14 protein-coding genes and 1 pseudogene are annotated in these 25,519 nt (G+C 70.2%); 11 read left to right on the top strand and 4 right to left on the bottom strand.

Annotated features, from left to right (window positions below; genetic code table 11):
- The first annotated feature begins 130 nt into the window (after window positions 1–130).
- From ACFWJX_RS20770 to ACFWJX_RS20755, 4 genes are all read left to right on the top strand, one after another.
- Window positions 131–1,768, top strand: a complete 1,638-nt coding sequence (locus ACFWJX_RS20770; protein ID WP_383245091.1) for a PD-(D/E)XK nuclease family protein — start codon at window positions 131–133, stop codon at window positions 1,766–1,768.
- A complete protein-coding gene (locus ACFWJX_RS20765; RefSeq protein ID WP_383245088.1) occupies window positions 1,765–2,943 on the top strand; it encodes a hypothetical protein in 1,179 nt (392 codons plus the stop codon). Before ACFWJX_RS20770 ends, ACFWJX_RS20765 begins: the two co-directional genes overlap by 4 nt.
- Window positions 2,936–6,373, top strand: coding sequence for a signal recognition particle (locus tag ACFWJX_RS20760; RefSeq protein ID WP_383245085.1), 3,438 nt, complete (start codon window positions 2,936–2,938; stop codon window positions 6,371–6,373). Before ACFWJX_RS20765 ends, ACFWJX_RS20760 begins: the two co-directional genes overlap by 8 nt.
- A 61-nt stretch (window positions 6,374–6,434) precedes the next feature.
- Entirely contained in the window at window positions 6,435–9,299 is a 2,865-nt protein-coding gene (locus tag ACFWJX_RS20755; RefSeq protein WP_383245082.1) for a pPIWI_RE module domain-containing protein, read from the top strand.
- 29 nt (window positions 9,300–9,328) lie between these two features.
- Here the strand turns inward: ACFWJX_RS20755 and ACFWJX_RS20750 are convergent.
- A pseudogene (locus ACFWJX_RS20750) lies at window positions 9,329–9,657 on the bottom strand (transposase); the annotation flags it as partial.
- A gap of 1,201 nt (window positions 9,658–10,858) precedes the next feature.
- On the opposite strand from ACFWJX_RS20750, the gene ACFWJX_RS20745 reads away from it, so the two are divergent.
- The 3 genes from ACFWJX_RS20745 to ACFWJX_RS20735 all read left to right on the top strand — a co-directional run bounded on the left by ACFWJX_RS20745 (window position 10,859) and on the right by ACFWJX_RS20735 (window position 16,355).
- A complete protein-coding gene (locus ACFWJX_RS20745; protein ID WP_383245080.1) occupies window positions 10,859–11,848 on the top strand; it encodes an NAD-dependent epimerase/dehydratase family protein in 990 nt (329 codons plus the stop codon).
- Window positions 11,849–11,961: 113 nt separating this feature from the next.
- Window positions 11,962–13,179, top strand: coding sequence for a methyltransferase domain-containing protein (locus ACFWJX_RS20740; protein ID WP_383245077.1), 1,218 nt, complete (start codon window positions 11,962–11,964; stop codon window positions 13,177–13,179).
- 473 nt (window positions 13,180–13,652) lie between these two features.
- Window positions 13,653–16,355 carry a BTAD domain-containing putative transcriptional regulator gene (locus ACFWJX_RS20735; protein WP_383245074.1) on the top strand — a complete coding sequence of 901 codons (2,703 nt, stop codon included), beginning with the start codon at window positions 13,653–13,655 and terminating at the stop codon, window positions 16,353–16,355.
- A 21-nt stretch (window positions 16,356–16,376) separates the two neighbouring features.
- Here the strand turns inward: ACFWJX_RS20735 and ACFWJX_RS20730 are convergent, their stop codons facing one another.
- Both ACFWJX_RS20730 and ACFWJX_RS20725 read right to left on the bottom strand, forming a co-directional pair.
- Window positions 16,377–17,111: a thioesterase II family protein gene (locus ACFWJX_RS20730; RefSeq protein ID WP_383245071.1), complete on the bottom strand. Its 735-nt coding sequence runs from the start codon at window positions 17,109–17,111 to the stop codon at window positions 16,377–16,379.
- 1 nt (window position 17,112) lies between these two features.
- Window positions 17,113–17,547, bottom strand: coding sequence for a type II 3-dehydroquinate dehydratase (locus tag ACFWJX_RS20725; RefSeq protein ID WP_383245068.1), 435 nt, complete (start codon window positions 17,545–17,547; stop codon window positions 17,113–17,115).
- Between the two features lie 219 nt (window positions 17,548–17,766).
- Here ACFWJX_RS20725 and ACFWJX_RS20720 point away from each other — a divergent pair, with 219 nt between their 5' ends.
- The 3 genes from ACFWJX_RS20720 to ACFWJX_RS20710 all read left to right on the top strand — a co-directional run bounded on the left by ACFWJX_RS20720 (window position 17,767) and on the right by ACFWJX_RS20710 (window position 20,819).
- Window positions 17,767–18,924, top strand: a complete 1,158-nt coding sequence (locus tag ACFWJX_RS20720) for a DegT/DnrJ/EryC1/StrS family aminotransferase (protein WP_383245726.1) — start codon at window positions 17,767–17,769, stop codon at window positions 18,922–18,924.
- The gene (locus ACFWJX_RS20715; RefSeq protein ID WP_383245066.1) at window positions 18,921–20,045 is read left to right on the top strand and encodes a Gfo/Idh/MocA family protein; all 1,125 of its coding nucleotides are present in this window, start codon (window positions 18,921–18,923) and stop codon (window positions 20,043–20,045) included. Before ACFWJX_RS20720 ends, ACFWJX_RS20715 begins: the two co-directional genes overlap by 4 nt.
- Window positions 20,046–20,114: 69 nt before the next feature.
- Complete coding sequence (locus ACFWJX_RS20710) at window positions 20,115–20,819, top strand: HAD-IA family hydrolase (RefSeq protein WP_383245064.1); 705 nt, start codon at window positions 20,115–20,117, stop codon at window positions 20,817–20,819.
- 77 nt (window positions 20,820–20,896) lie between these two features.
- On the opposite strand, the gene ACFWJX_RS20705 is transcribed toward ACFWJX_RS20710, so the two are convergent.
- Window positions 20,897–21,946: a 3-dehydroquinate synthase family protein gene (locus ACFWJX_RS20705; protein ID WP_383245062.1), complete on the bottom strand. Its 1,050-nt coding sequence runs from the start codon at window positions 21,944–21,946 to the stop codon at window positions 20,897–20,899.
- 196 nt (window positions 21,947–22,142) lie between these two features.
- Between ACFWJX_RS20705 and ACFWJX_RS20700 the strand changes: the two genes are divergently transcribed.
- Window positions 22,143–25,519 (top strand): AMP-binding protein (locus ACFWJX_RS20700; RefSeq protein WP_383245059.1); only part of this gene is annotated, 3,377 nt, incomplete at its 3' end.

Here is a 25,519-nt window from a genome sequence, read left to right as displayed (position 1 = left end):
AGAGCCAATCTATGCCAAGAACTTCCAAGGAGTTCCAATGTTTCATGCTACGGTCGAAGACGTCGACGCCTCCGGCTGCTCGGTCCGAGGGGTGACGTCTGGGATGACGTCTGTTTCGAAGGGGGAGGTAATGGGCCACGACATGGCATGGCGCAGGCCGCACTGGCTCACGGGGGACGACAGTCTTCTGCGGGTCGGGCCGGGAACCGGCGGAGACGAGGAGCACACCTGCCCCTCGCACGCCGCCGCCAAGGCCCGACCGGGGATGTGGCCGGCCCAGCGCCTGCGGTTGCCGAAGCCGGAGCTCGAAACGTTCACCCTCGGGCCGGTCATGGACGCCGTCGACCGGGTCGAGTTCCACGAGGAGACACTCGACCAGGCCCTGGAGGGACTGCGCTCCAGGACGCCCGCCCTCCACCCCGGACATCTCACCTACGCCGAGCACGCCCTGCGGTCGTACAGGCAGGCCTTCGCCGCGGAAAGCAACAAGAAGCTGCGACCCGTCCGTGCCTACTGGGTGGCGCAGCGCGAGAACGGCAAGTTCTGGGAGATGTACGCCTGGTGGCGGCGGTACGAGTCCGCCGACGGACGGCTGCGCGAGTACCGGCGGCTGCGGCACGACCAGGCCAAGGGATCCGAGCCCGGAGAGATTGCCATCGCCGTGTACGTGGCGGTCCACGGGCGACCGGCGGCGTGGCCCGGCAAGTGGTCGCGGGCCTTCCAGCCGCTCGGGCCCGTCGCGCGGCCCGAGCGCGTGCGCGTCGTCGAGGTGGGGCTGGCCGACGGTCGGCCCCGGGTGCAGTTCGACGGTACCGCCGAGGACGCCGAGGCGTACTACGCCGAGCACGGGCACTCGCATGTCGCTCGTGTCGTGGCGGGTGGGGCGCCGACGCCCGGCTCCTCCTGTGTCGACTGCAAGCAGTTCACGGCCTGCCCGGCCGTGCCGCGCAGGCCCGGCGTCCTTGGAGTGTCGTCGCGCGTCGCACCGCTGCGGAAGGTGTCCGTCAGCGACCTTCGCTACCACGCGGCCTGCCCCGCACAGGCGTTCCTGCGCGCGTTACACCTGCCCAGGTCCGATGAGTACGGCAGCGCCGCCAAACTCGGCCAGGCGGTGCACGGCTGGATCGAGAAGCTGCACCGGCGCGACGGGTGGCCTCCCTGCGCCGTCGCGGACATGCCCGCCGAGGGCGAGAACTGGACGGAAGGGCGGTGGCGGGTCTCCGACGAGGACGCCGCGACCGGCCGGGACATGTTGCTCCACCATGTTGACGCCTGCCCCTTCCAGGACCCGGGACTTGTCCAGCAGGTCGAGCCCGAGGCGCTCCGGGTCGTCCACGACACAGCCGCCCAGGCCGTGGTCATAGCCAAGCCCGACCTGCTCTACCAGGAGGACGGATCCTGGGTGTGGCGAGAACTGAAGACGACGAGGAAGCGGCGCCGGAATCAGGCGGATCTCCTGGAGGTGTATCCCCAACTCGCTCTGGCCGTCACGCTGCTGGCGCAGGGCGCACTGGGCGGTGACCCGGGTGGATCGCGTGTCGAGGTGGAGATCCTCGGGCCGGACGGCTCCGATCCCCATGTCATCGATCCGACCGATCCCGAGCAGCAGGCCAAGGCGCGGTCCGTGCTGCAGCGGTATGGCGGTCCCTGGCGGGAGGACGAGGCGTGGGATGCCCGGCCCGGACCGCATTGTCAGTCCTGTCCGGTATCCCAGTGGTGTCCGAGTTCGACGCCAAGCTTGGCCGTTGAGGGAGAGGGAGAGGTATGACGACGACGGACCTGCTGCCCGCAATTCCCGAAGGTGCCGGGACCGCCGACGAGACGCTGTTGCGGCTGATCGCCAGCGCCCTCGCCTGCCTGTCCCGACAGCGGACCGTGCCCAACCCGGTCTACCCGGCCAAGGTGCAGAACGCCTACAACCGCCTCGTGTTGCACTGCCTGCAGCGGAGTGAGGAACCACCGGGCAGCGTGCCTGAAATGGTTCGCTGGGCCTGCGAACGCCCGCTCGCCGAATGGCCGTTGACCCTGCCCGACGAGGCCCGCTCGGGCACGGCCCTGCTGGTCGATCCCGAGACCAGACTGCCGCATCAGTCGTGCCTGGAGTGGGAGGTGAACGCGGCCGATCCCGCCGCCGAACTGTTCGAGAACGAGCGGATCCTGGAAGCCCTCGCCATCTGCCGCGCAGCCAGGACACCCCGGGCCTACACCGCGTTCCGTGCCCTTCTCACCACTCGGCCCGTGCTCACCGGTGCCGAACTGGCCCTGCTCGGCGGCGATCCGGAGTGCGGGATGCTGCTGCACAGCGTCATCAAGCGCTGCTACGAACCCGCCCCCGCGTCCTATCTGCGTGAGGGCGCGTATCGGCAGTGCCCGCGCTGCCACTGCCTCATGGTGCCGCTGCTCGTCGGCGGACACCGCTGCGAACTGGACCGTTGCCGCCGGGACGGAGAACGGGGCGATGGCACTCCACTGCTCCCCGACAAGGGTGGAGTCTTCCAACTCAGCCGTCCCCTCCGCATGTTCGTCACCAGCCCCGGACTCGCCGAGACGGAGCTGGAAGCCGCCCTGAAGAAGAAGTTCGGGATCGCAGCCGAGATGTGGCCGAACTACGACGCGTACGACCTTCGTGTCCCCCTGCCCGGGCGGCGGCACTGGGCTGTGGATGTGAAGGACCGCGTCAACCCCGCACTCCTGGCGCGGACGACCACTCCCTTCCGGGGCGACCCGCCGTACGAGCGTGCCTTCCTCGTCGTACCCCGGTACCGCTTCCGCGAGAACGAGGCGTACGGGCGGCAGTTCCGCCGCAACCTGCCCGACGACATGGCAGGGCGGGTCACTCTCCTGGACGACCAGGCGTTTCTACGACTGGTGGGCCGCGAGATCACCACCCTGAGCCGACAGGAGACAGAACCACCGCGTACCGAAGGAGGCCGCCATGCGTGACCGCAGTGGATGGCACCGGCGTTGCTCGCCGAAGCAGCTCACCGAAGTATGGCCGGCGAACCTCGGCAGCTTCCGTCCCGGCGACCTGCTCGACATCGAACTGGGCCTGTACCTGCTTCAGGACGTGACGCCGACCCGCACGGCCGCAGACGTCTGGCCGCTGCTGGGCGGCTACCCCTACAGCGAAGCCTTCGGCGACGTGCGCACGGACGAACAGCGCCTGCGCGTCCTGCGGGCCCGCCACTACCTGTGGGACCTGCGCCGACGGCACGCGTGGCGCGAGGCACTGACCGACTACCTGACAGTTCCTCAGCAACTGCGGGGTTACGACCTCGACGGACCCGATGACGTACCTCGTCGCCGTGAGCCCGCGCGCGCCGCGCGCCGCTTCGAGATCTTCGAAGATCTGCTCAGCACCGCGCCCGACTTCTCGACGCGGCCCATCCCGTTCGCCGAGGCTGGTGAGTACACCTTTCGTGTACAGGACCGCACCCACTCCGTCGTCTTCGAGGAGGAACTGCTGTCGGACACCCGGCCCCGTGCACACGCTCTCGACGCGCCGCCCGCAGGACGGGGAGAGCCGGTGGACGTCACGTGGGCGGAACTCGAAAAGGCCGCCGACACGATGGACACCGCGGAGGCGGCGGCACCGGACGGTCCCCGCAACGACTGGGCCGGGCGGCTTCGGCGCGTCAAACTGCTCGTGCGCGACGAGGAGGCCGAGAGCTTCACGGAGAAGGGGCGGCTGACGGTCGACCGGCTGCTGCACCTGGTGGGCATGGTCGGCGCCGGCAAGTCCACGATCCGCGACATCCTGACGTACCACGTCGTGACCCAGACACCCCGTCGCGTCACCATCGTCGTCGGCGACGTGGCGGAAACCCTTGCTGTCGTCGAGCAGTTCGACCGGCTGGGCGTGGGTGCCGCGCCGATCCTCGGGCACTCCACGCGTGAGCGCAACATCAACCGGCTGCACCGCCGCACAGCCACGGCCGGTGCGGCCACCATGCTGGGGCACGACCACGCCGGTTTCTCCTTTCTGAGCAGTGCCTGCCCGGTCGACGTCCTGCGCGGCCTGGAAGCGCGCCGCCCTCTCGGTATCCGTGAGGCGCCTTGCCTGACCCTTTTCACCGTGCCCGAGGTCGAGTCGGCTGACGGCGATCCGCTGCTCGACGACGAGAGCCCGGCGGCGCGTGACTTCCGGCGCCCGAAGCCACAGCGGCGGCTGTGCCCGCTGTGGAACCGCTGTCCCCGGCATCGCGGGGCCCGCGACCTGGTCGACGCCCAGGTGTGGGTCGCCACCCCGGCCGGCCTGGTGCACAGCTCCGTGCCGCAGCACCAGCACGACGAGCAGCTGAGGTATCTCGAACTCGCCTGCAGGATGAGCGATCTGATCATCGTGGACGAGGCGGACCGAGTGCAGATGCAACTCGACACGGCCTTCGCGCCTGCCAGCACCCTCGTGGGCAAAGCCCCGAACTCCTGGTTCGACGAGGTCGCCGTGCACAAGTTCCAGCAGATGGCCCGTGACGGACGGCTCCAGCTGTCCGCCCGTGACGTCGACGACTGGACCAACGCCGTCAACACGGTCAGCGCCGCCACCGATCGCCTCTACGCGCTGCTCGTCAAGGACGACGGCCTCAGGCGCTGGATCAGCATGGACTACTTCAGCGCCTTCACCCTGCACAGTCTGCTGCTCGACAGCTGGTTTCCCGGCCGGAAGGAGGGCGAGCGCCCGCCCGCGGCGGCCCGGAGCCTGGACGTCGCACTCGGACGGTTCAGGGACGATCCGCTGCACGAGCAGCAGAGCGGTACGGGCGACGACGAGGTGACTCCCCTGGTCAACACCTTCGTCCACCTCACCCTTGAGCTTTTGCACGCGCCTCAGGGAGCCCGAACCCGCGAACGGCTCCGCGAGGCCCTGACCGACGTCGTCTCGGACGACTGCGGCGTGCTCGCCGATATTGACCTCCAGGCCCGGCGCTTCGAGTTCACACTGATCCTTTCCGCCCTGCACAGCCGCCTCGACTTCATGACCACGCTGTGGCCGCGTGTCGAAGCCGCCCTCAACCTGGAAAGCGCCTCCAACGTGCTCTCCAGGAGGCCCCCGAAGGACTATGAGGCGGTCATCCCCGAGTCGCCCATGGGCAATGTCCTCGGCTTCCAGTTCCGCCACGACGATCGGGAGCGAGACGGCGACCGCAGCGGCGAACTCCGCTTCTTCCACTGCAACGGCGTCGGCCGTGAGCTGCTCATGCGGCTGGGTGACCTGTGCGCCGTGGACGGCCGCCCCGGACCGCACGTCCTGCTGATGTCCGCCACGAGCTGGGCGGGCACATCCAGCAGGTACCACGTGCACACCGAGGTGGGAGCTGTACTGCGGCCCCGCGACGAGGAGGTCGAGGCTGTGCTGGGCAGCGAGTTCCGCAAGGAGTTCCTGTACTGGCCCGGAGGCGACCAGCCGAAACCGCTGCGCCTGTCCGGCTGCGACCCCGAGGAGCGGCCGCAGGCCCTGCTGCACATGCTGCACCAGCTGGCTGTGCCCGACCGTAGCCTGCCCGACTCGGTGAGCATGCTGGACACCGAACTGGCCGAGATCGACGACCCGGAACGACGTCGCATCCTCCTCCTCGTCGGCAGCTACGACGAGGCACGCAGGGCCGCCGAATACCTCAACCAGATCCCCGAGTGGAACGGACGCGTCACCCAACTCGTGTCCGACGACGCGGACGCCGACACCGCCTGGACCCGGCTGCCGGAGGACACCGCCGCTCGCACCCTGCCGCGCGGTGACGTCAAGTCGTTTCCCTCCGTCGGCGGCGACCTCCTCGTCGCCCCGCTCCTCGCGGTGGAGCGCGGGCACAACATCGTGCTGCGCGGGGGCAAGGCTGCCATCGGCACCGTCTACTTCCTGGCCCGCCCCCACCCACGCCCCGACGACATTTCGCTCGCCATCCAGTCCGTCAACGACTGGGCCGTACGCCAACTCCGTGACGCCGACGGCACGTTCCGGCAGAGCGCGCTCGCTGCGGCCACACCCGACAGAGCCGCGGTCGCGTTCCGTAGCCGTGCCCGTCGTCAGTGGAACCGTTACCTGACCCGCAAGTTCGCCTGGTCGAGCCTGCGGGACGACGAGAAGGTGGCGTTCACCTGGGACCAACTCGTCGTCGTGTGGCAGGTCATCGGCCGTCTCGTACGCGGCGGCGTGCCGGCCAGGGTGGTCTTCGTCGACGCGGCGTTCTCGCCGCGCGAAGCCGGGTTCCAAGCCATGGACACGCCCGACACGAGTCTTCTGGCGAGTATGCGCGAAGTCCTCGCCCCCTACTTCGGCGCAGACGGCGCGGCCGATCCGGAGCCTGACCCGATCGACAAGTCGCTCGTCCGCGAGCTGTACGAACCGCTCTACCGCGCCCTTGCGGACATGGGCTGACGGCCTGTCGGCACACCCGAGACCCACACGACCCTCTTCGCCTCCAAGGAGAACCAGCACCGTGGAATACCAGTTCCTCCGGGCCGCCGCATATGTTCCCGACCCGGCGCAGGGACCGTTCGCGGTCCCGATGCACACGCTCGCCCTCCCCGCGCACTGGGAGGAGCCCGTTCTGCGACTGCACCACGACAGGTTGAGCGAGCGGCAGGCCGAGCGACGCCGCCGCGTGCCGACGAAGCGCATCAACCAGCTGCTGCGCGCCACCGCCCCGGACATCGTCACGGTCGACTCCACGGCCCGGTTCGGCTCGGCGAACCCCTGGCTGTACTGCACGGACCCGTACCCGATCGCGGTGACCAACCTCTACGTCGCCACCTGGCTCAAGAGCCTCCAGAAGAACCCGGACGACCCCGAGACGATGGGGCTGCTGATGGACTGCTTCCGGGATCTGGACACGTCCGCCCTCAGCTGGCAGCCGGGCATGGTCGATCTGCTCGAACTACAGGACACGCCACGCCAGACCGCGGTCCCCGCCTCCCACGTGTACCGGCTCCTTCCCGACGTCCTCGCAGCCAGGATCACGCGCCTGGCGCCGTACGAGCACAACGGGAAGCGACTCACCTTCCGCCAAGTGGCAGGTCTCGGCGGTTCGCGCGGAGCGGGCAGTGGGGGTGCCGAGCTGATGTCCGAGCTGATCGAGTACGTGCCCAAGCGCCGCGGCGGAGGAGACGGCAGGCCGGCGTACTACGCCGCGACCATCCGGGTCACCGTACGTACCGTGCCGTTCTCGCCCGTCCCGCGGGTCCACCTGAGTGCCGGTGTCCGTCGGTTCGTAAGCGGCAAGGTGTTCATCCCTTATGGCAAGGGTGTGTCGGCCTACCTGCTGCCGGACGCCTCACTTGTGCTCGACGGCCCTGTCCCGCAGCGCTACGCGGTCGCCATGCTGGACTGGAGGAACGGCACGACCGAGTGGCGACAGGGCGGGCCGGAGGGAATGCTCACCCAGATCACCGCTCTCGACGCGCTGCCCTCCCCGGACCGGCTGGTCAAGGAGGCCGACCACTGGATCCACGGCCGGGACGGCATCCGAATCGCCGTCGGGCATCACGCGGTCATGGGCAGGCACACCATCGGCACGGGCCTGATGCCCAGCGAACGACGGAGGCTGATCGAGTGGGCGGAACAGGCGCTCGCCCCGGAGTTCGTGCCCATTCCGGCACTCACGCGCAGCTCGTACGCTCGGCCGCCCAAGAAGCAGTTGAAGAAGCTGCCGTCCATTCCCAAGAAGGAGCAGACGCCCGAGGATCTCGCAGCGATCCTTGACCAGCGGGAACTCCTCTCGGCGCACAACGCCCAGGTGCTCCGCGCCCGCCTGGCCGAGGCTTTGGAGGGTGAGGATCTCACGGCGCTCGTTCTCTACCAGTCGGACATCATGCGTGACCAGATCGTCGCTGCCGCGGAGGCCGGACTGGGTCTCGCCGGGCTCCGGAGGGAGGAGACGGCCGACACGTGGGTCTGGGAGTCGGAGGAACTGACGGTTCGGCTGCATGCCCGGCGACTGGGCTCGCTGGGTGGCCTACTGGGTGGTCACCGCGTGCCCCGCAGGGGCAAGGAGCACGACGAGGCCATCGCGGACCGCCGGACCCAGGTGGCGGAAGCCATGACCAGCCTGCGCGCGACCGTACCGGGCATGCGGTTGGCCATCGTGGAACTCGACGGCCAGGATGCCTTCCAACATGCCCGGCGGCGCAGCGACCCCAAGTACGCGATCCGTCTCGGCTGCGCCGACGCGGGTTTGGTGACCCAGTTCATCCGCCCCTTGGACGCCACCGCTGAAAAGCAGGAGCAGGCCATCGAGGACGCGCGGATGCGTGCTGCCTCGGCCTGGTCGGACGGTATGCGCCAGACCGGTATGCGGTTGCTGCCGCAGCACACTCTCGGCGACCTCATCCCCGTTGGCCTGAACCAGGTGGCCTTCCACCTCGTGGAGCGCCGCCACGACGGGCCCACGGGCAGGCAGCAGTTCACGCCGATCGCGATCCTCGTCCGACCGGGCGCGAAGTGTGTCCTCGGCAGGTCCGCGGACATGCACGGATGGGTTCCGTACCCGGAACTCCTCAAGGCGTTGACCGGACGTGTCGAGGCAAAGAGGACCAGCGCCGACCAGGCGGCTCTCATGGCGGCCTTCATCAAGCAGACGCTGTCAAGCCTGCGCAGCACTCCGACGCTCGTACTGACACATGCGCAGGACGTGCGGAAGCGTTGGATGTGGCTGAAGAACGACGGACTGGAGCAGGACCGACTCGGTCTCGACGGAGGGCCGACGCAGCGGATCGGACTCTACGGCAAACAGCTACGAGTCGTTCGGGTCGCCGACGGCACCAGGGACGAGACGGCGCAGTGGTGGGCGGAGCGGGAGGAACTCAAACCTGAGCTGGAGGGCCAGCAGCGAGGGGGCATTGCGATGGGGTTGTGGAAGCCCGGTGTACAGGGCGATCCGGGCCGCGTCTTCTACAGCACGGTCGGCAAGTCCAGTACCCAGACGAAGCTCACCAACGATGACGCGAAGCTGACGCCGCACACCAACCCGTCGGGCAACAGCGCACACCGCCCGACGGCGAACGCCTGGAACCCGGATCTTCTCGAATTCACGGTCGCCTGTCTCCAGCCGGGCGACGATGCTGAAGCCTGGGCGGCGTTCGTGCACCAGCAGCGTTTCAGCGAGGATTACCGAGAGGCCCGCGATGGCCTGGGCATGCCCCTCATCCTGCACCTCGCGCGGTTGGCGGACGCCTATGCCCTGCCTCACGAGATCGAAGACTCCGTAGATCCGACGCAGCCCCAGCCCGCGGCTCCGCCGGACGGGGAGCCGCGGGGGCAGCTGACCTTCGATTTCGACCTCGATGACGGGGATGACGACGAGTGAGGTGACCCTTGGAGTGTGGACACAGGGATTCATGCTGCGAGTTGGAGTTTAGCTGTCTTGTGGTGCTGCTGTTCGAACTCCATCGGGGAGAGGTAGCCCAGCGCACTGTGGCGACGGCGGGCCAGAAACTCTCAGCGGGGGCATTGCCGTAGCTTGAGCCGACCTTGCCCATGCTTCTACGGATGACGTGCCGGTAGCAGACCTGGGCGAACGCAGCGGATGTGTCCTGCGAGCCCCTGTCCGCATGGAAGATCACTCCGGCGACGCTGCCGCCGCGGGCCGCTACTGCGGCCTGAAACGCGTCGATGACGAGCTCGGCGCGCATGTGCGGGGCCATCGAGTAGCCGAGTACCCGGCGGGGTGCACGGCGGAGGCGTCTTGGCGGCCGGAGAGGGAGTTTCAAACGAGGGCTACATCGAACTCGCGGCGTTGGAGGCGGTTGGCGGTGTCCACCGTGGTGGCGTTGAGGCCGCGTGCGGCGAATCGTGATCGGTTGGCGTCCGCCTGCCGACTTCGCGCAGGTACCGCACCCGCCCAGCCGTCGTTGGGCTCGCGGTCTACGCGACCACCGTCGGGGTCGCCTGCAATATGCGAAGGCAGCCGAATGGAGACGGACTCGGACGTCTTCGAGCGCATCGAGCAGACCATCTGACACCAATACTGAGGAAGTCCCCGTCCGGACCGCTCCAGGGCGGGATGTCGTCTTACGTAGCCATTCAAGGTAGCCACACAGGCTCCCTCCCCACACGTTTGCGCAGGTCATAGCGCTGCGGTGACTCTCCCCGGCGTACAGCCCGACTCGTCTGCCGCCGCCAGATCCGTCGACCGCTTCGACATCACCGGTGCCGCTGTGGCATCGACGGAGCCGCTCCCCGCTGTGCCGCGGGGCGGGGACGGAGACGGGGACACGACTCGAAGTCCTGGCGCGCCGTCTTCGAGACCAACACGTCGGAACGTGCACGCGGTGCACCGGTCCTGCCGCGGCGCCGCGATCGCCGCCGTACCGGACCGGACAGGCCTGCCCGCCCTCTTCCCCGCCTGTTCTGATGGCACGGCCCTGCGCACGGCCCAGGGCTCCACGACGGCGGCCCTGATCATCCCCAACTCTTTCGATCCGGACAGCTGCCCCGGGCAGCAGGCAGTGACCCCCTGGATCCACCGGCTCGGCGACGTCGCCCATGCCCTGGACGAGTCCGAGAAACGCGTCAAGCTCCCCCAGGGCTCCGCCGATCTGCCCGGACCTCCCGTGCCGGCGCTTCTTCCCGTGCCCGTTCCGCTCCCCGTGCCTCTGGTCCTCGCCTCCTACCGCGGGCAGGCACCGGCCATCCTTCCGGCGATCGACAGGGTCGCTCACACGGAGGGGCTTGCCGACGGCAACCTCAAGGGGGATCCGCTGATCGGCGGCATGTACCGAGCGGAGTGGGAGGGCGGCTGCGAGACGACAAGGGGGGTGCCAGGGGGAGCGACAGGGGGCGGGAGGGGTGCAGGGGGTCGTTTCCGCTCACTAGCGTGCCCAGGGGGCCGTGTGTCTGGGCGGCCCGTGGCCGAAGGGGAGGACCATGGAGACCGCGTACTGGGCGGGCCGGACGGTCGTGGTGACCGGCGGGACCGGTTTCATCGGGTCGCAGTTCACCGAGGGGCTGCTGGCCCGCGGCGCCGAGGTGGTCTGCCTGTACCGCCGGGACAACCGGGGCGTCCTCGCCCAGCTCCCGGGCGGGCCCGCGCTGCGTGCGGTGCGGCTCGACCTGCTGGACGAGACCGGACTGGAGGCGGTCCTCGCCCAGGAGCCCGGCGGCGTCGACGCGATCGTCCACTGCGCGGCGCTCACCGGCGGGGCGCGGTTCCGGCGCGAGCATCCCGCGCAGATCCTGGACGCTAACGTGCGTGCCGTCTCGAACGTCCTGGCCGGTGCCAGACGGCACGACGTCCAGGACGTGGTCCTGCTCGGCTCCAGCGAGATCTATCTGTCGCCCACCGACCGCCCGACGCTGGAGGAGGACGACTTCAGGGCGGGGATGCCGTACGCCCTGGACGGCTACTACCTGTCGAAGAACTACGCGGAAATCCTCGCCGAGGCGTACGCCCATGAATACGGGATGAACATCTTCCGTCCCCGGCTCACCAGCATCTACGGACCCCGGGACAATTTCGAGAAGGACACCGACCGGGTGGTGCCGGCCATGTTCGCCAGGGCCGCCGCCGGTCGGCCGATCGAGATCTGGGGCGACGGAAGCCAGACACGCACCTACATGTACGTAACCGACCTGGTGGACGCCACCCTGCGCATGGTGGAGAAAAAGAAACACCCGGTCCTGAACATGGGCACAGCGGAGACGGTCACGCTGCTGGAACTCGCCCGGGAGGTGTGTGCCGCGCTGGGGCGCCCCGAACGCGTCACCTTCGACCCCACCAAATCCGGCGGAAGGCGCAGCCGGACCCTCGATCTCGGGAAGTTGAGCGAGATCATCGACTTTGAACCGTGCGGTCTGCGCGAAGGACTTCGACGCACTGTCGAGTGGTATCACCGGTTTGCGGTGCCGACCGGCTGAACTCGGCTGTTCCTCTCCGTCGGTTCGCCTTCCCCCACGCAACCCCCTATCCCTCCCCCTGCCGGGGGCTAGGGGGTTGACCGTGTACTCCGGCGATAGGCAGGCTGCCGTACATGCCAAAGTGTCGTATCTGTGACGGCCCTGTCCAGGAGTTCTTCGATTTCGGCCGCCAGCCCGTATCCGATGTGTTTCCCGCGCCCGGTGAAATCGGCACGGAACACTTCTTCCGGCTCGCCGTCGCGTTCTGCGAGAAATGCACCACCGTGCAGCAGTTGGAGGAAGTGCCGCGAGACCGCATGTTCCCGACGGATTATCCGTACCGTTCGTCCGGGTCGACTCTGATGCGGCAGCACTTCGAGCGTGTGGCCGCCCACTTCCTGGCCACCGAGCTGTCCGGACCCGACGCCTTCTACGTCGAGGTCGGCTGCAACGACGGGATCATGCTCAACTCGATCCGTGACGCCGGCGTCCGGCACCTGGGCGTGGACCCCGCCGAGGAGGCCGCGAAGGTGGCCGGCGCGGGCGGCAGCCGGGTGCACGTCGGCTTCTTCGAGGAGTCCAGCGCACGCGAGATCCGGGCGGCGGAAGGGCCGGCCGATCTGATCTTCTCGGCCAACACGATCAGCCACATCGCCTACATCGACTCGGTCTTCGCCGGCGCGGGCGTCCTGCTCGACCACGCCGGCGTCTTCGTGTTCGAGGACCGCTACCTGGGTGACATCGTCGAGCACACCTACTTCGACCAGATCTACGACGAGCACTTCTACCTGTTCTCCGTGCGTTCGGTGCAGGCCATGGCCGAGCGGTTCGGCTTCGAACTCGTCGACGTGGAGCACCTGCCGGTGCACGGCGGCACGATGCGCTACACCACCGCCCGCAAGGGTGAGCGCACTCCCACCGCGGCGGTCGACCGGTGGCTGGAGCGCGAGCGGGCGCAGGGGCTGTGGGAGCTCGCGACGTACGACTCCTTCGCGGCCCGGGTGAAGGAGAACTGCGACCGGCTCAAGGAGACGCTGACCCGGCTGCGCGCCGAGGGCCGCAGCATCGTGGGCTACGGCGCCACCTGCAAGAGCGCCACGGTCCTCAACTACTGCGGTATCGGCGCGGAGTCGATCTCGTTCATCTCCGACTCGACACCGGAGAAGCAGAACCGGGTGACGCCCGGGTCGCACATCCCGATCCGGCCCGCGGAGGCGTTCCGGGAGTCGTACCCGGACTACGCGGTGCTTTTCGCGTGGAATCACGCCGAGGAAATCATGGCCAAGGAGCAGGAGTTCAAGGACTCCGGCGGCCGGTGGATCCTCTATGCGCCGAACGTCCATATCGTGTGACTTCGTACGCCCCCGCTCCCTGTCCGAGTCGGCCGGTCCCGGTTCCCCCGAGGGGCGCCCGCATTTGGCGCGAGATGCGCTGCATATGCGTCGGCGTCTCCTGACCGGCCGAATACCGTCTGGCGGAGAGCGGGGGCATCGTCCTGATCGGCGGGGAATTCCGCCGAGTCGAGTTCTTCGGAGTGAGCAACGTCACACTTGCCGCCCCGTCGAGACAGGACCGAGGTGGGCTGGTTGACTTATGGGGTTTGCAGTCATCGCGAACATGGGGGACGCGTATGGATTTCAACGTGCTTGGGCCACTGGAAGTCTTAGACGACGGGACGCGAGTCGGTGTAAAAGGCCTGAAGCAGCGGGCCGCCCTCGGATTCATGTTGCTGCACGCCAACGAGACGGTCGCCACAAGTCAACTGCTGGATGCCCTGTGGCCCAACGGCGGGCCTTTGACGGCGCGCAAGATACTCCACAACGCCGTGGCTGGAATTCGCCGGTCCATCACCCGTGAATCCCGGGGCGGCGAAGGCGGCGGTGAAAGCGTCTCTCTCGTCACCCAGCAGCCCGGATACTGTCTGCGCGCCGACGCCGAGCGGGTCGACGCCGTGCGCTTCCAGCGGATGTTCAGCCTGGGCCGCACAGACCTGGCCGCCGGCGACTGGCAGAAGGCGGCGACCGGACTCCAGCAGGCCCTCGCTCTGTGGCGCGGCCCGGTCCTGGCCGACCTGGTCGAGGCCGGCGTCGACTGGCCGGAGATCGCCGCTCTCCGCCAGAGCCGCCTCGCCGCCCTCGAGGACTGTATGGAAGCCCTGCTCATGATGGGCCGCCACCACGAGGTCGTGCACGAGCTGGAGGACGTCGTCAGGGCCGAGTCGCCCCGTGAGCGGCTCTGCGGACAGCTCATGCTCGCCCTCTACCGGGGCGGCCGCCAGGCCGACGCGCTCGGCGTCTACCGGCATCTGCGCACTCGCCTCGTCGAGGAACTGGGACTCGACCCCAGCCCCGAACTGCGCCAGCTGGAACGGGCCATCCTCGACCACGCGCCTGAACTGAACCTGCCCGCGGGCGGCCCCGACCGGGTCGGTCCGCCGCTCGGCGGCCGGCTGAACGGCCGCGCCTTCGAGGCGCCCGCCGCGCCACGCCCCGAGCCCGTCGCGACCGGTGGGCTGCCTGGCGAGATGCGGGTGGAGCGCAAGCGGGTCAGCGTGCTCCTGGTCCGCGCCGAGACCGCGGCGACCATGGGCGAGTACGACCCGGAGCACATGGAGGAGATCCTCAAGGACCTCACGTCCGTGGTCCGCGAGGAGGCCGAACCGCTGGGCGGGATCGTGCACGGCACGATCGGCTCCGCGCGGCTCGTCGTCTTCGGGGTGCCACGCACCCGCGAGGACGACGCCGAGTGCGCGGTGCGTGCCGCGCTGTCCCTGCGCGACCGGTTCGCCACCCGCAACAGCCTGCCGGGCAGGTTCGCCGACTCCGCCCCGACAGCGCTGCGGCTCGCGGTCGCCACCGGTGAGGTCCTGGTGGTCCACCCCTACGACGAGGACGGCCGGACCGTGCCGGAGGCGGCGGGTGCCGTCGTGGACACCGGACTGGCGCTGCTCGCCCGTAGCGAACCCGGCGACGTCGTGATCTGCGACGCGACCCGCCGGGCCAGCGAACAGGCGCTGATCCACTGCAGTCAGGGCGACGCCCGCAACGGCTGGGGTGTCATCGCCGCCCGCACCAAGCCCACCGACGGCCACCAGACGAGCCCGTTCATCGAACGGGAGCGGGAGATGTCCGCACTGCACTGGCTGTTCGGCGGGGTCCTGCGGCGCCGGCGCCAGCATCTCGTGACCGTCGTCGGTGAGGCGGGCATCGGCAAGAGCCGGCTCCTCGCCGAGTTCGGCCGCAGGGCCGCCCGAGGCCCCGACAACGTGTGCTTCCTGGTCGGCCGCGCCACCCGCGTCGGCCAGAACAACGAGTTCTGCGCGGTGGCCGGAATCGTCAAGTCGTACGCGGGCATCGCCGACAGCGACAGCTCCGAGGTCGCCGAACGGAAACTGGCCGACGCCCTGCGCCGACTGGTCGGCGAGGGACACGCCTATCAGGGGCTGCTGCCCCACCTGGCGCAGCTCGTCAGCGGCCCCGGCGTCCTGCCCGAACCGTCCGACGGGCACACCGCCCTGATGGCGTTCCGGCGGTTCGTGGAGGAGATCGCGGCCCGGCGCCCCGTCGTGCTGGTCTTCGAGGACATGCACTGGGCGAGCGACTCGCTGCTGCACTTCGTCGAGAATCTCGCGACCCGCACCGTCCCGGCGCCCATGTTGGTGGTCACCACGGCCCGGCCCGAGATCTTCCGGCGCAAGCCGGAGTGGGCCCGGAACGCCGAGGGGATCTCCTCGCTCCACGTCCAGCGGCTGTCCGACCGGGCCGTGCGCCGGCTCATGGAGGAACTGTCGCTGCGCAACGGCCTGTGCGACGGCGAAGACCCGCGCGAGGGACACCGCAGATCCCTCACCGGAGCCGCACTGGAACGTTTCCGCAGCGCCCTGCTGCTGCGGATCGGCGGTAACCCGCTGTTCGCCGTGGAGTTCGCCGGCATGCTCCGCGACGGCGGCTCCGCCGTCGACCGTCGGCCCGCCACCCTGGAGTCCGCCCTGCACTGGGTCGGTCCCGGAGGCGTCGGCTTCGCTCTTCCCAAGACGGTGCACACGGTCGTCGCCTCCGAGATCGACGAACTCCCGCCGCCCGAGAAGGCCGTCCTCCAGGACGCGGCCGTCCTGCGCGAGTGGGTGACGGCCCGGGGCATAGCCGCTCTCAGCGAGGGCGGCCCGGCCCACGCCTCCGTCGTATTGGAATCGCTGGAGCAGCGGGGCCTGTTGCGCCGCGGCCGGGGCCTGCGTCCGGGCACAGCGCCGCACTACGGCTTCTCCCAAGTGCTGGTGCGGGACGTCGCCTACTCCCAGCTGCCCCGCTCCACCCGGAGCGAGAAGCACCGCAGAGCCGCGCTGTGGCTGGAGCAGCAGCCCGGCGACCACCGGACGGGTCTGGCCTTCCACCGCAGCCTCGCCCTGCGCCCGGACAGACACGGCCTCACCCCGGACGCGGACCGTGGGCCCTCGACGGGGACCTGGGTCTGGCAGGACCTGTGCGTCCTCGCCGGAGCCGAGAGCCCGAACCTATCCGTCGCGTCGTGACCGCGCACACCGCCGGGGCCGTCAGAGCAGGTTCTCGCGCAGCACCGTCAGCACCGCCTCCCGGTGCGGCGCGAGAAAGAAGTGCCCACCGGGGAAGGTCCGCAGCTCGAAGGCCCCGGCGGTGTGCTCCTCCCAGGCCGCGACCTCGGCCACGTCCACCCGTGGGTCGCTCTCCCCGGCAAGTGCCACCACCCGCGCCTTCAGCGGCGGGCGGGGCGTGTAGCGGTACGTCTCCACGGCGCGGTAGTCGGACCGTACGGCGGGCAGGATCATCCTGACGATCTCGTCGTCGCCCAGCAGATCGCTCTCCGTGCCGCTGAGCGCGCGCAGCTCGGCGACCACCTCCTCGTCGGTCCGCAGGTGCACATGCTCCGAGCGGTACCGGGACGGGGCCCGCCGCGCGGAGACGAAGAGGGTCTCGGCGAGCACGCCGCGCTCCTGGAGCCGGGAAGCGACCTCGAAACCGACCAGGGCGCCCATGCTGTGGCCGAGGAAGGCGAGTGGCAGGTCCTGCCACGGGCCGAGCGCCGCGGTGACCCCGTCGGCCAACGCGGTGATGCTGTCCAGACCCGGTTCGTCGCGCCGGTCCTGTCGGCCCGGGTACTGGACGCACACCACGTCGACCTCGGGGGACAGCGCATGCGAGACGGGGAACCAGAAACTCGCGGAGCCCCCGGCGTGCGGCAGACAGACCAGCCGCACCCGGGCCCGCTCCGAGGGATGGAACCGCCTGATCCACAGGTTCTCGGTGCTCATCTCAGGCCGGTACCTTCGCCAGCAGCGCCTGTGCGGCCAGCCGGTAGCCGAGCGCGCCGAGCCCGACCACGAGGCCGGTCGCCAGCGGCGCCAGCACCGACTCGTGCCGGAACGACTCGCGGGCCCACACGTTGGACAGATGCACCTCTATCCAGGGCCGCGGGTAGCTGGCGAGCGCGTCGCGCAGACTCCAGCCGGCCATCATCAGCGCACCGGGGTTCACGATCGCGCCGACCGTGTCGTAGTGGGCCTCGATCGCGTCGACCAGTTCGCCCTCGCCGTTGTGCTGGACGGAGACCACCTCCCAGCCGCGGCCGGCCACTTCCTTGGCGACGGCCTCCTTGATATCGGTGAGTGTGTCCGTGCCGTACACCTCCGGCTCGCGGCGGCCGAGTATCCCCAGATTGGGGCCGTTCACCAGTAGCAGTCTGCTCATGTGCGTACCCCATTTCCCGGACTGCCAAGTCCGCCCGATCAGGTCTCGCTGAAAAGTTACCCAGTTCCTGCGATAAACGGGGGGTGCCTTATGCGTGATCGTCCCAGGTAAGGGGGCCGATAGGGGTGAGAATAGGGGGGATGACGTTCCTTCCCCGTTCGCGTAGCGTCCGGTCTGTCGGAAATTCGGCAACACGAGGACGGGGAAATCGTGAGTAGTATTGCGCAGCGGGCTTCGGAATTCCCGGTATGGCCTCAGTACGACGACGCGGAGCGGGAAGGTCTGATCCACGCGCTGGAGCAGGGCCAGTGGTGGCGCATGGGCGGAACCGAAGTCGACTCCTTCGAGCGTGAATTCGCGGAATTCCACGGCAGCGACCACGCGCTCGCCGTCACCAACGGTACGCACGCCCTGGAACTCGCCCTCCAGGTTCTGGGGGTCAGCCCCGGTACCGAGGTGATCGTGCCGGCGTTCACCTTCATCTCCTCCTCGCAGGCGGCTCAGCGGCTCGGCGCCGTCGCGGTCCCGGTCGACGTCGACGCCGACACCTACAACATCGACCCGGTGGCCGTCGCCGACCGGATCGGGCCGCGGACCCGGGCCATCATGCCCGTCCACATGGCCGGTCAGATCGCCGACATGGACGCCCTCGCCAAGCTCTCCGCCGACAGCGGCGTGCCGCTCATCCAGGACGCCGCGCACGCCCACGGCGCGCAGTGGCAGGGCAGGAAGGTCGGCGAACTCGGGTCCGTCGCCGCCTTCAGCTTCCAGAACGGCAAGCTGATGACCGCCGGCGAGGGCGGCGCGGTCACCTTCCCCGAGGCTGAGCAGTACGAGACGGCCTTCCTGCGCCACAGCTGCGGCAGGCCCCGCACCGACCGCTTCTACCTGCACCGCACGTCCGGCTCCAACTTCCGCCTCAACGAGTTCTCCGCGAGCGTGCTGCGCGCCCAACTGGGCCGACTGCCCGAACAGATCGACACCCGTGAGGCGCGCTGGCCGGTGCTGTCCGCGCTGCTGGAGCAGATCCCCGGCGTCGTACCGCAGCGGATCGACGCCCGAGTCGACCGCAACCCCCACTACATGGCGATGTTCCGGATCCCCGGCATCACCGAGGAACGCCGCAACGAGATCGTCGACCGGCTGGTCGAGCGAGGGCTGCCCGCCTTCGCCGCCTTCCGCGCGATCTACCGCTGCGAAGGCTTCTGGGAGACCGGCGCGCCGGACGAGTCGGTCGAGGACATCGCCCGCCGCTGCCCCAACACCGAGGCCATCTACGCGGACTGCGTCTGGCTGCACCACCGCACCCTGCTCGGCACCGAGCAGCAGATGCAGGAGATCGCGGAGATACTCGCCGACGTACTGGCGGCGTCGTGACCGTGCCGCACCCGGACGGCACCCGCCCGGTCCCCAGCCCCGTCAAGGTCGCCGTCGTGGGCCTGGGCTGGGCCGGCCGGTCGATCTGGCTGCCCCGGCTCCACCGGCACCCGGCCTTCCAGGTCGTCGCAGGCGTGGACGCCGACCCGGCGGCCCGCGAGGCGGCCGGAGCCGAGGTTCCCGGACTGCGGCTCGTCACCGACGTGGCCGCGCTCCACCCCGCCGACCTCGACCTCGCCGTCGTCGCCGTACCCAACCATCTGCACACCACGGTCGCCTGCCGGCTCCTGGAACGGTCCGTACCCGTCTTCCTGGAGAAGCCGGTCTGCCTGAACTCGGCGGAGGCGGAACAACTCGCCGCCGCCGAGCGGGCCGGCGGGTCCGTGCTCCTCGCCGGCAGCGCCGCCCGCCACCGCACCGACATGCGGGAACTCGCCGCCGTGGTCGCCACGCTGGGCCGCGTCCGGCATGTCGACATCTCCTGGGTGCGGGCCAGCGGCGTACCCGACGCGGGCGGCTGGTTCACCCGCCGTGAACTGTCCGGCGGCGGCGCGCTGGTCGACCTCGGCTGGCATCTGCTCGATGCCCTCGGTCCGCTGCTCGGCCCGGTCGACTACGGGCAGGTGACCGGCACCGTCTCCGACGACTTCGTCAACAGCCGCTCCCGGCGCGCCGCCTGGCGGCAGGACGGCCAGGAGTACGACCCGGAGACGGGCACCGGCGACGTCGAGGACACCGCACGCGGCTTCCTCGTCACCGAGGACGGCGTGTCCGTCGCGCTGCGCGCCAGCTGGGCCTCGCACCAGGCCACCGATGTCACCGCGATCACCGTCGAGGGCAGCGCCGGCACGGCGACCCTGCGCTGCACCTTCGGCTTCAGCCCGAACCGGCTCGACGGCTCCGTCCTCACCGTCCACCGCGACGGCGAGCACACCCTGGTGGACCTGCCGCACAGCGCCGTCGGCTCCGAGTACGACCGCCAGCTCGACGCGCTCACCCGTCTGCTCGGCGAACCCGACCGTCAGGGCAAGGCGATCGACGAGGTACGGCACACCATCGCCGTGATCGAACGCATCTACGCCTCGGCCCGCACCACACAGGTGCGTGAGCCGCGTACCTGAACCGGCCCGCCCCCACCCGCGGGCGCGGTCGCACAGTGACCAACGCGTATTGAGAGGACCCACACTCCCATGACCGCCAAACCCGTGGCCTACACCGACGAGCACGGCACCCGGCACACCACCGGGAAGCGCGTGGTCGTCTTCGACCTCGACGGTGTGATCGTCGACAGCTTCCCGGTCATGCGGGAGGCGTTCACCATCGCCTACGCGGAGGTGGTCGGCGACGGCGAGGAGGCCCCCTTCGACGAGTACGAACGCCATCTGGGCCGGTACTTCCCCGACATCATGCGCATCATGGGCCTGCCCCTGGAGATGGAGGAGCCCTTCGTCCGCGAGAGCTACCGCCTCGCCCACCGGGTGACCGTCTTCGACGGGGTGCGCGAGCTGCTCCACACACTGGACGAGCGCGGATTCCGGCTCGCCGTGGCCACCGGCAAGAGCGGCGACCGCGCCCGGCACCTGCTCGATCAGCTCGGCCTGCTGCCGCTGTTCGCGCACGTCATCGGCTCCGACGAGGTCGCCCGCGCCAAGCCCGCACCGGACATCGTGCTGCACGCCCTCGACCTGTTGGGCGCCGCCCCGCACGAGGCGATGATGATCGGCGACGCGGTGACCGACATCGAGAGCGCCCGAGGCGCCGACGTCATGGCCGTCGCCGCCCTGTGGGGCGAGTCCGACCCGCACGAACTCCTCGCCACCGGTCCCGACGCCGTACTGGACAAGCCCGCCGACCTCCTGGAGCACTGCCCCGCCGTGCACGTCCCCGTCCGCTGACGACGAGGACCGGGCCCGAGCAGGCCGGTGACCGCATCCCCCGAGGCGGTCACCGGCACTTCCTCGTGCGGTGACGGTCAGTGGTCCGCGCGCGGCATCCCCGCCAGCGTGCGCGCCACGACGTCCTGCGGCACCCCGGACACCAGTTCGGCGCCCCGCGGCCCGTCCAGCACGAACGCCAGCCCGTCCACGGCCTTCTTGTCCAGCCGCATCAACGAGATCAGCTCGGCGACGGACGGCCCCTCCGGCAGCGCCGTCGGCAGTCCGTAATGACGTACGACGTCGAGGTGTTCGGCGACCCGGGCCGACGGGATCCGGCCCAGCTCCCCGGCCAGCCGGCCGGCGAACACCGTACCCACGGCCACACACTCCCCGTGCCGCAGCCGGTACCCGGTGGCCCGCTCCAGCGCGTGCCCCAGCGTATGGCCGTAGTTGAGCAGATGCCGCAGCCCCGCGTCCCGTTCGTCGGCAGCGACCACGGAGGCCTTCAGCGCCACGTTCGCCGCGATCTGCTCCGCCAGCGGAAGACCTCGCAGGTCACCGGCGCCGATGAAGTGGCAACGGGCGATCTCCCCCAGCCCGTTGACCAGTTCCCGCCGGGGCAACGTGCGGAGGTAGTCGGTGTCGCACAGCACCGCACGCGGCTGCCAGTAGGCACCCACGAGGTTCTTCCCCTCGGGCAGGTTCACCGCTGTCTTGCCACCCACACTGGCGTCCACCTGCGCCAGCAGCGACGTCGGCAGATGAACCACGGACACACCGCGGTGGTAGAGGGCGGCGGCCAGGCCGACCGAGTCCGTCGTCGTCCCGCCACCGCAGGAGACCACCACATCGCTCCTGGTCAGCCCGAACGAGGCGAAGCGGCTGCACAACTCCGCCACCGTCGCCAGTGTCTTGTCCCGCTCGCCGTCGCGGGCCGGTACATGCAGCGTCGGCACCCCTGTCTCCGGAACCCACTCCCGGGGCCGTGCGGAGACCACCGCGGCCCGCCGCGCACCGAGACCCGCGATCACCTCGGCGAGCCCGTGCCGGACACCCGCCCCGATACGGACGGCGTAGGAACGCTCGCCCAGTTCGACCTTGATCTCCTTGTGCCCGGTGTCGCCCGTCGAATCCACGTCGGCCATTCCCTTCGTTTCTCACCTGGGTCTCCGATTCTTCCCGGGAAAGCACACGACGGATTTCCGCGGACCCAAGTAAGGGCGGCAATAGGGGGGTGGGCAGGGGGTTCGGACGCCCTTCGGAAAGCCACACTGGCGGTGGTGCGGTGACGGCCCCGCGATACCGCGCCAGGTGGCTCGTTCTTCCGAGAGGTATGGTGACATGCTGCGTACCGAACTGATCCGGCCGTTGCCCCAATTGCTGAAGGCACACGCCGAGAACTTCGGTGGCAAGGTGGCGTTCCACGACGCGCGGCGCACCGTCACGTACGCGGAACTCGAGCTGCGTACCCGGCGCCTCGCCGGCCATCTCGCGGAACTCCGGCTTCAGCCGGGCGACCGGGCACTCATCCTGCTCGGCAACTCCGTCGAGACCATCGAGACCTACCTGGCGATCCTGCGGGCCGGTGCCATCGGCGTCCCCGTCAACCCGCGGGTCACCGAGGACGAACTCGCCTACCTCATCGAGGACAGCGGGGCCCGGCTCGTCGTCACCGACCCGGCCCGCGCCGGACTTCTCGCCCGCGCCACCCAGGACCTCGGCAACCTGCGCGTCCTGGTCACCGGCGACGGCCGGCCCCCCGCCGACGCGCCGCCCGGCGCCCTTTCGTTCGCCGCCCTGGCCGAGACCGACCCGGCCACCCCGGCCCGCGACGACCTCGGCCTCGACGACCTGGCCTGGATGCTCTACACCTCCGGCACCACCGGCAGGCCCAAGGGGGTGCTCTCCACCCAGCGCAACTGCCTGTGGTCCGTGGCCGCCTGCTACGTCCCCGTCCCCGGACTCTCCGCCGAGGACCGGGTGCTGTGGCCGCTGCCGCTCTTCCACAGCCTCGCCCACATCGTCTGCGTCCTCGGCGTCACGGCCGTCGGCGCCACCGCCCGAATCCTCGACGGCTTCTCCGCCGACGAGGTGCTCGACGCGCTCGCCGAGGACGCGTCGACCTTCCTGGCCGGCGTGCCCACCATGTACCAGCACCTGGTGCGCGCCGCCCGCGACCGCGGCTTCCGCGCCCCCTCCCTGCGGATGTGCCTGGTCGGCGGCGCCATCACGACCGCGGCCCTGCGCAAGTCCTTCGAGGAGGCCTTCGACGCCCCGCTCCTCGACGCCTACGGCAGCACCGAGACCTGCGGCTCGATCACCATCAACTGGCCCACCGGCGCCCGCGTCGAGGGCTCCTGCGGCCTGCCCGTCCCCGGACTCGGGGTGCGCGTGGTCGACCCCGGCACAGGGCTGGACACCGCACCCGGCGAGGAGGGCGAGGTCTGGGTCCGCGGACCGAGCGTCATGGTCGGCTACCACAACCGGCCCGAGGAGACCGCGGCGGCGCTGCGCGACGGCTGGTACCACACCGGAGACCTCGCCCGGCGCGACGCCGAGGGTTACTTCACCATCACCGGACGCACCAAGGAACTCATCATCCGGGGCGGCGAGAACATCCACCCCACCGAGGTCGAGGACGTCCTGCGCACGGTGCCCGGCGTCGCCGACGTCGCCGTCGTCGGCAAGCCCCACGACGTGCTCGGCGAGGTACCCGTCGCCTTCCTCGTGCCCGGCCCCGAGGGCCTCGACCCGGCGCGGCTCCTCGCCGTCTGCCGCGAGCGCCTGTCGTACTTCAAGGTGCCCGAGGAGCTCTACGAGATCGCGAGCGTCCCGCGCACCGCGTCCGGGAAGATCACCCGCCATGTGCTGTTCGACCAGCCGGCCAGGCTGCGGGCCACCAGCGGAAGCCACTACCAGTCGCTGTTCCGGCTCGACTGGATCCCGCAGACCTCTGTCCCGCCCCGGCCGGAGGTGGCCCGCAACTGGGCCGTCGTCGGCCCGGACGCCTTCGGTGTCGGTGAGGCCCTCGCCCGGCACGGCGTCGAACTGCGCACCTACACCGGCTTCGAGGAACTGCACGCCGCGGTCGCCGACGGCGCCGCCGCCCCCGACGTCGCCGTCGTGTCCTGCGGAGCGGGTGTGCGCCGCACCCGGCCGCTCGCCGACTCGGTGAACGAGGCCTGCGACCGTCTCACCGGACAGCTCGACGCCTGGACCGCGAACCGCGCCCTCGACGGCAGCAAACTCGTCGTCGTCACCCGGCGCGCGGTCGCCGTGGGCTCCGACGCCGATGTCGAGGACCTCCTCCAGGCACCGCTGTGGGGCCTGGTGCGCTCCGCCCAGAACGCCCACCCCGACCGCTTCGCCCTCGTCGACCTCGACGACTCCGCCGAGTCCACGGCCACGCTCCCGGTCGCCGTCTCCTCCGGCGAGACCCAGTTCGCCGTCCGCGACGGCATCGCCCTGCTGCCGCGCCTGGCCCGTGTGTCGGCCCCAGCGGAACAGGACACCGGCAGCGCCTTCCCGCCCCGGCGCACCGTCCTGGTGACCGGCGCCGACACCCCCGCCGGTGTGGCCGTGGCCCGCCACCTCGTCGCCGGCCACGGCGTGCGCCGCCTGCTCCTCCAGGTCACCCGGAACATCCCGGGCGGCGTGGCCGAGGACCTCAGGGCGGAACTCGCCGCCCTCGGGGCCCAGGCCCGGATCCTCGCGTTCGACGTGACCGACCGCGACCAGCTCGCCGCCGCGCTGGACAGGCAGTCACTGTCCGCCGTCGTGCACACCGTCGGCGCCGCCGGCACCGACGAACTCTGCGCGGCCGCCGTACAGGGCGCCTTCAACCTTCACGAACTGACCCGCACGATGGATTTGTCGTCGTTCGTGCTGTTCTCCTCCGCGACCGGGGTGCTCGGTGACGCGACCCGGCGCGGTCAGGCCGCCGCCCACGTATTCCTGGACGCCCTGGCCGGCCGCCGCCGCGCCATGGGCCTGCCCGCCCTCTCGCTCGCCTGGGGTGCCTGGGAGCCCACGCAGTCGCACACCGCCGGTGTCCCCGCCGGTACCGGGCCGCTCTCCACACAGGACGGGCTCGCCATGTTCGACGCGGCCCAGACCGTCGACCAGGCGTTCCTCGTGGCCATGCGGCTCGACACCGCCTCCCTCGTCCTGCACTCCGTGCCCGCCCTGATGTCCGAGCTGATCGACGCGCCCCGCCGCGCCAAGGCACCGGACGAGGCGACGGCGTCCGCGCTGCGCACCCGCCTCACCGGCCTGCGGGCGTCAGAACAGCACCGGATGCTGCTGGACCTGATCCGGGACGCGGCCACGGCGGCCCTCGGCGCCGACGCTCCCCAGGGCGGAGCCGAGCGGTCGTTCAAGGAGCTGGGCTTCACCTCCGTCACCGCCGTCGCCCTGCGCGACCGGCTCGTCGCCGCTACCGGCCTCTCCCTGCCCGCCACCCTGGCCTTCGACTGCCCCACCCCCACCGCCGTCGCCCGTCGCCTGCGCGCAGAACTCCTCGGCGTGGAGGAGACCCCCGTGTCCGGGACGGCCCCGGTCCCCCTTCGCGGCACCGCCGCTGCGGACGATCCGGTGGTGATCGTGGGGATGGCGTGTCGGTTGCCGGGTGGGGTGGAGTCTCCGGAGGATCTGTGGCGTCTGGTGTCGGACGGTGTGGATGCGGTGTCGGGGTTTCCGGTGGACCGGGGGTGGGATGC

It is taken from the genome of Streptomyces sp. NPDC058335 (assembly GCF_042723915.1).
Classification (GTDB): domain Bacteria; phylum Actinomycetota; class Actinomycetes; order Streptomycetales; family Streptomycetaceae; genus Streptomyces.
This window is presented reverse-complemented; position numbering and strand designations above follow the sequence as displayed.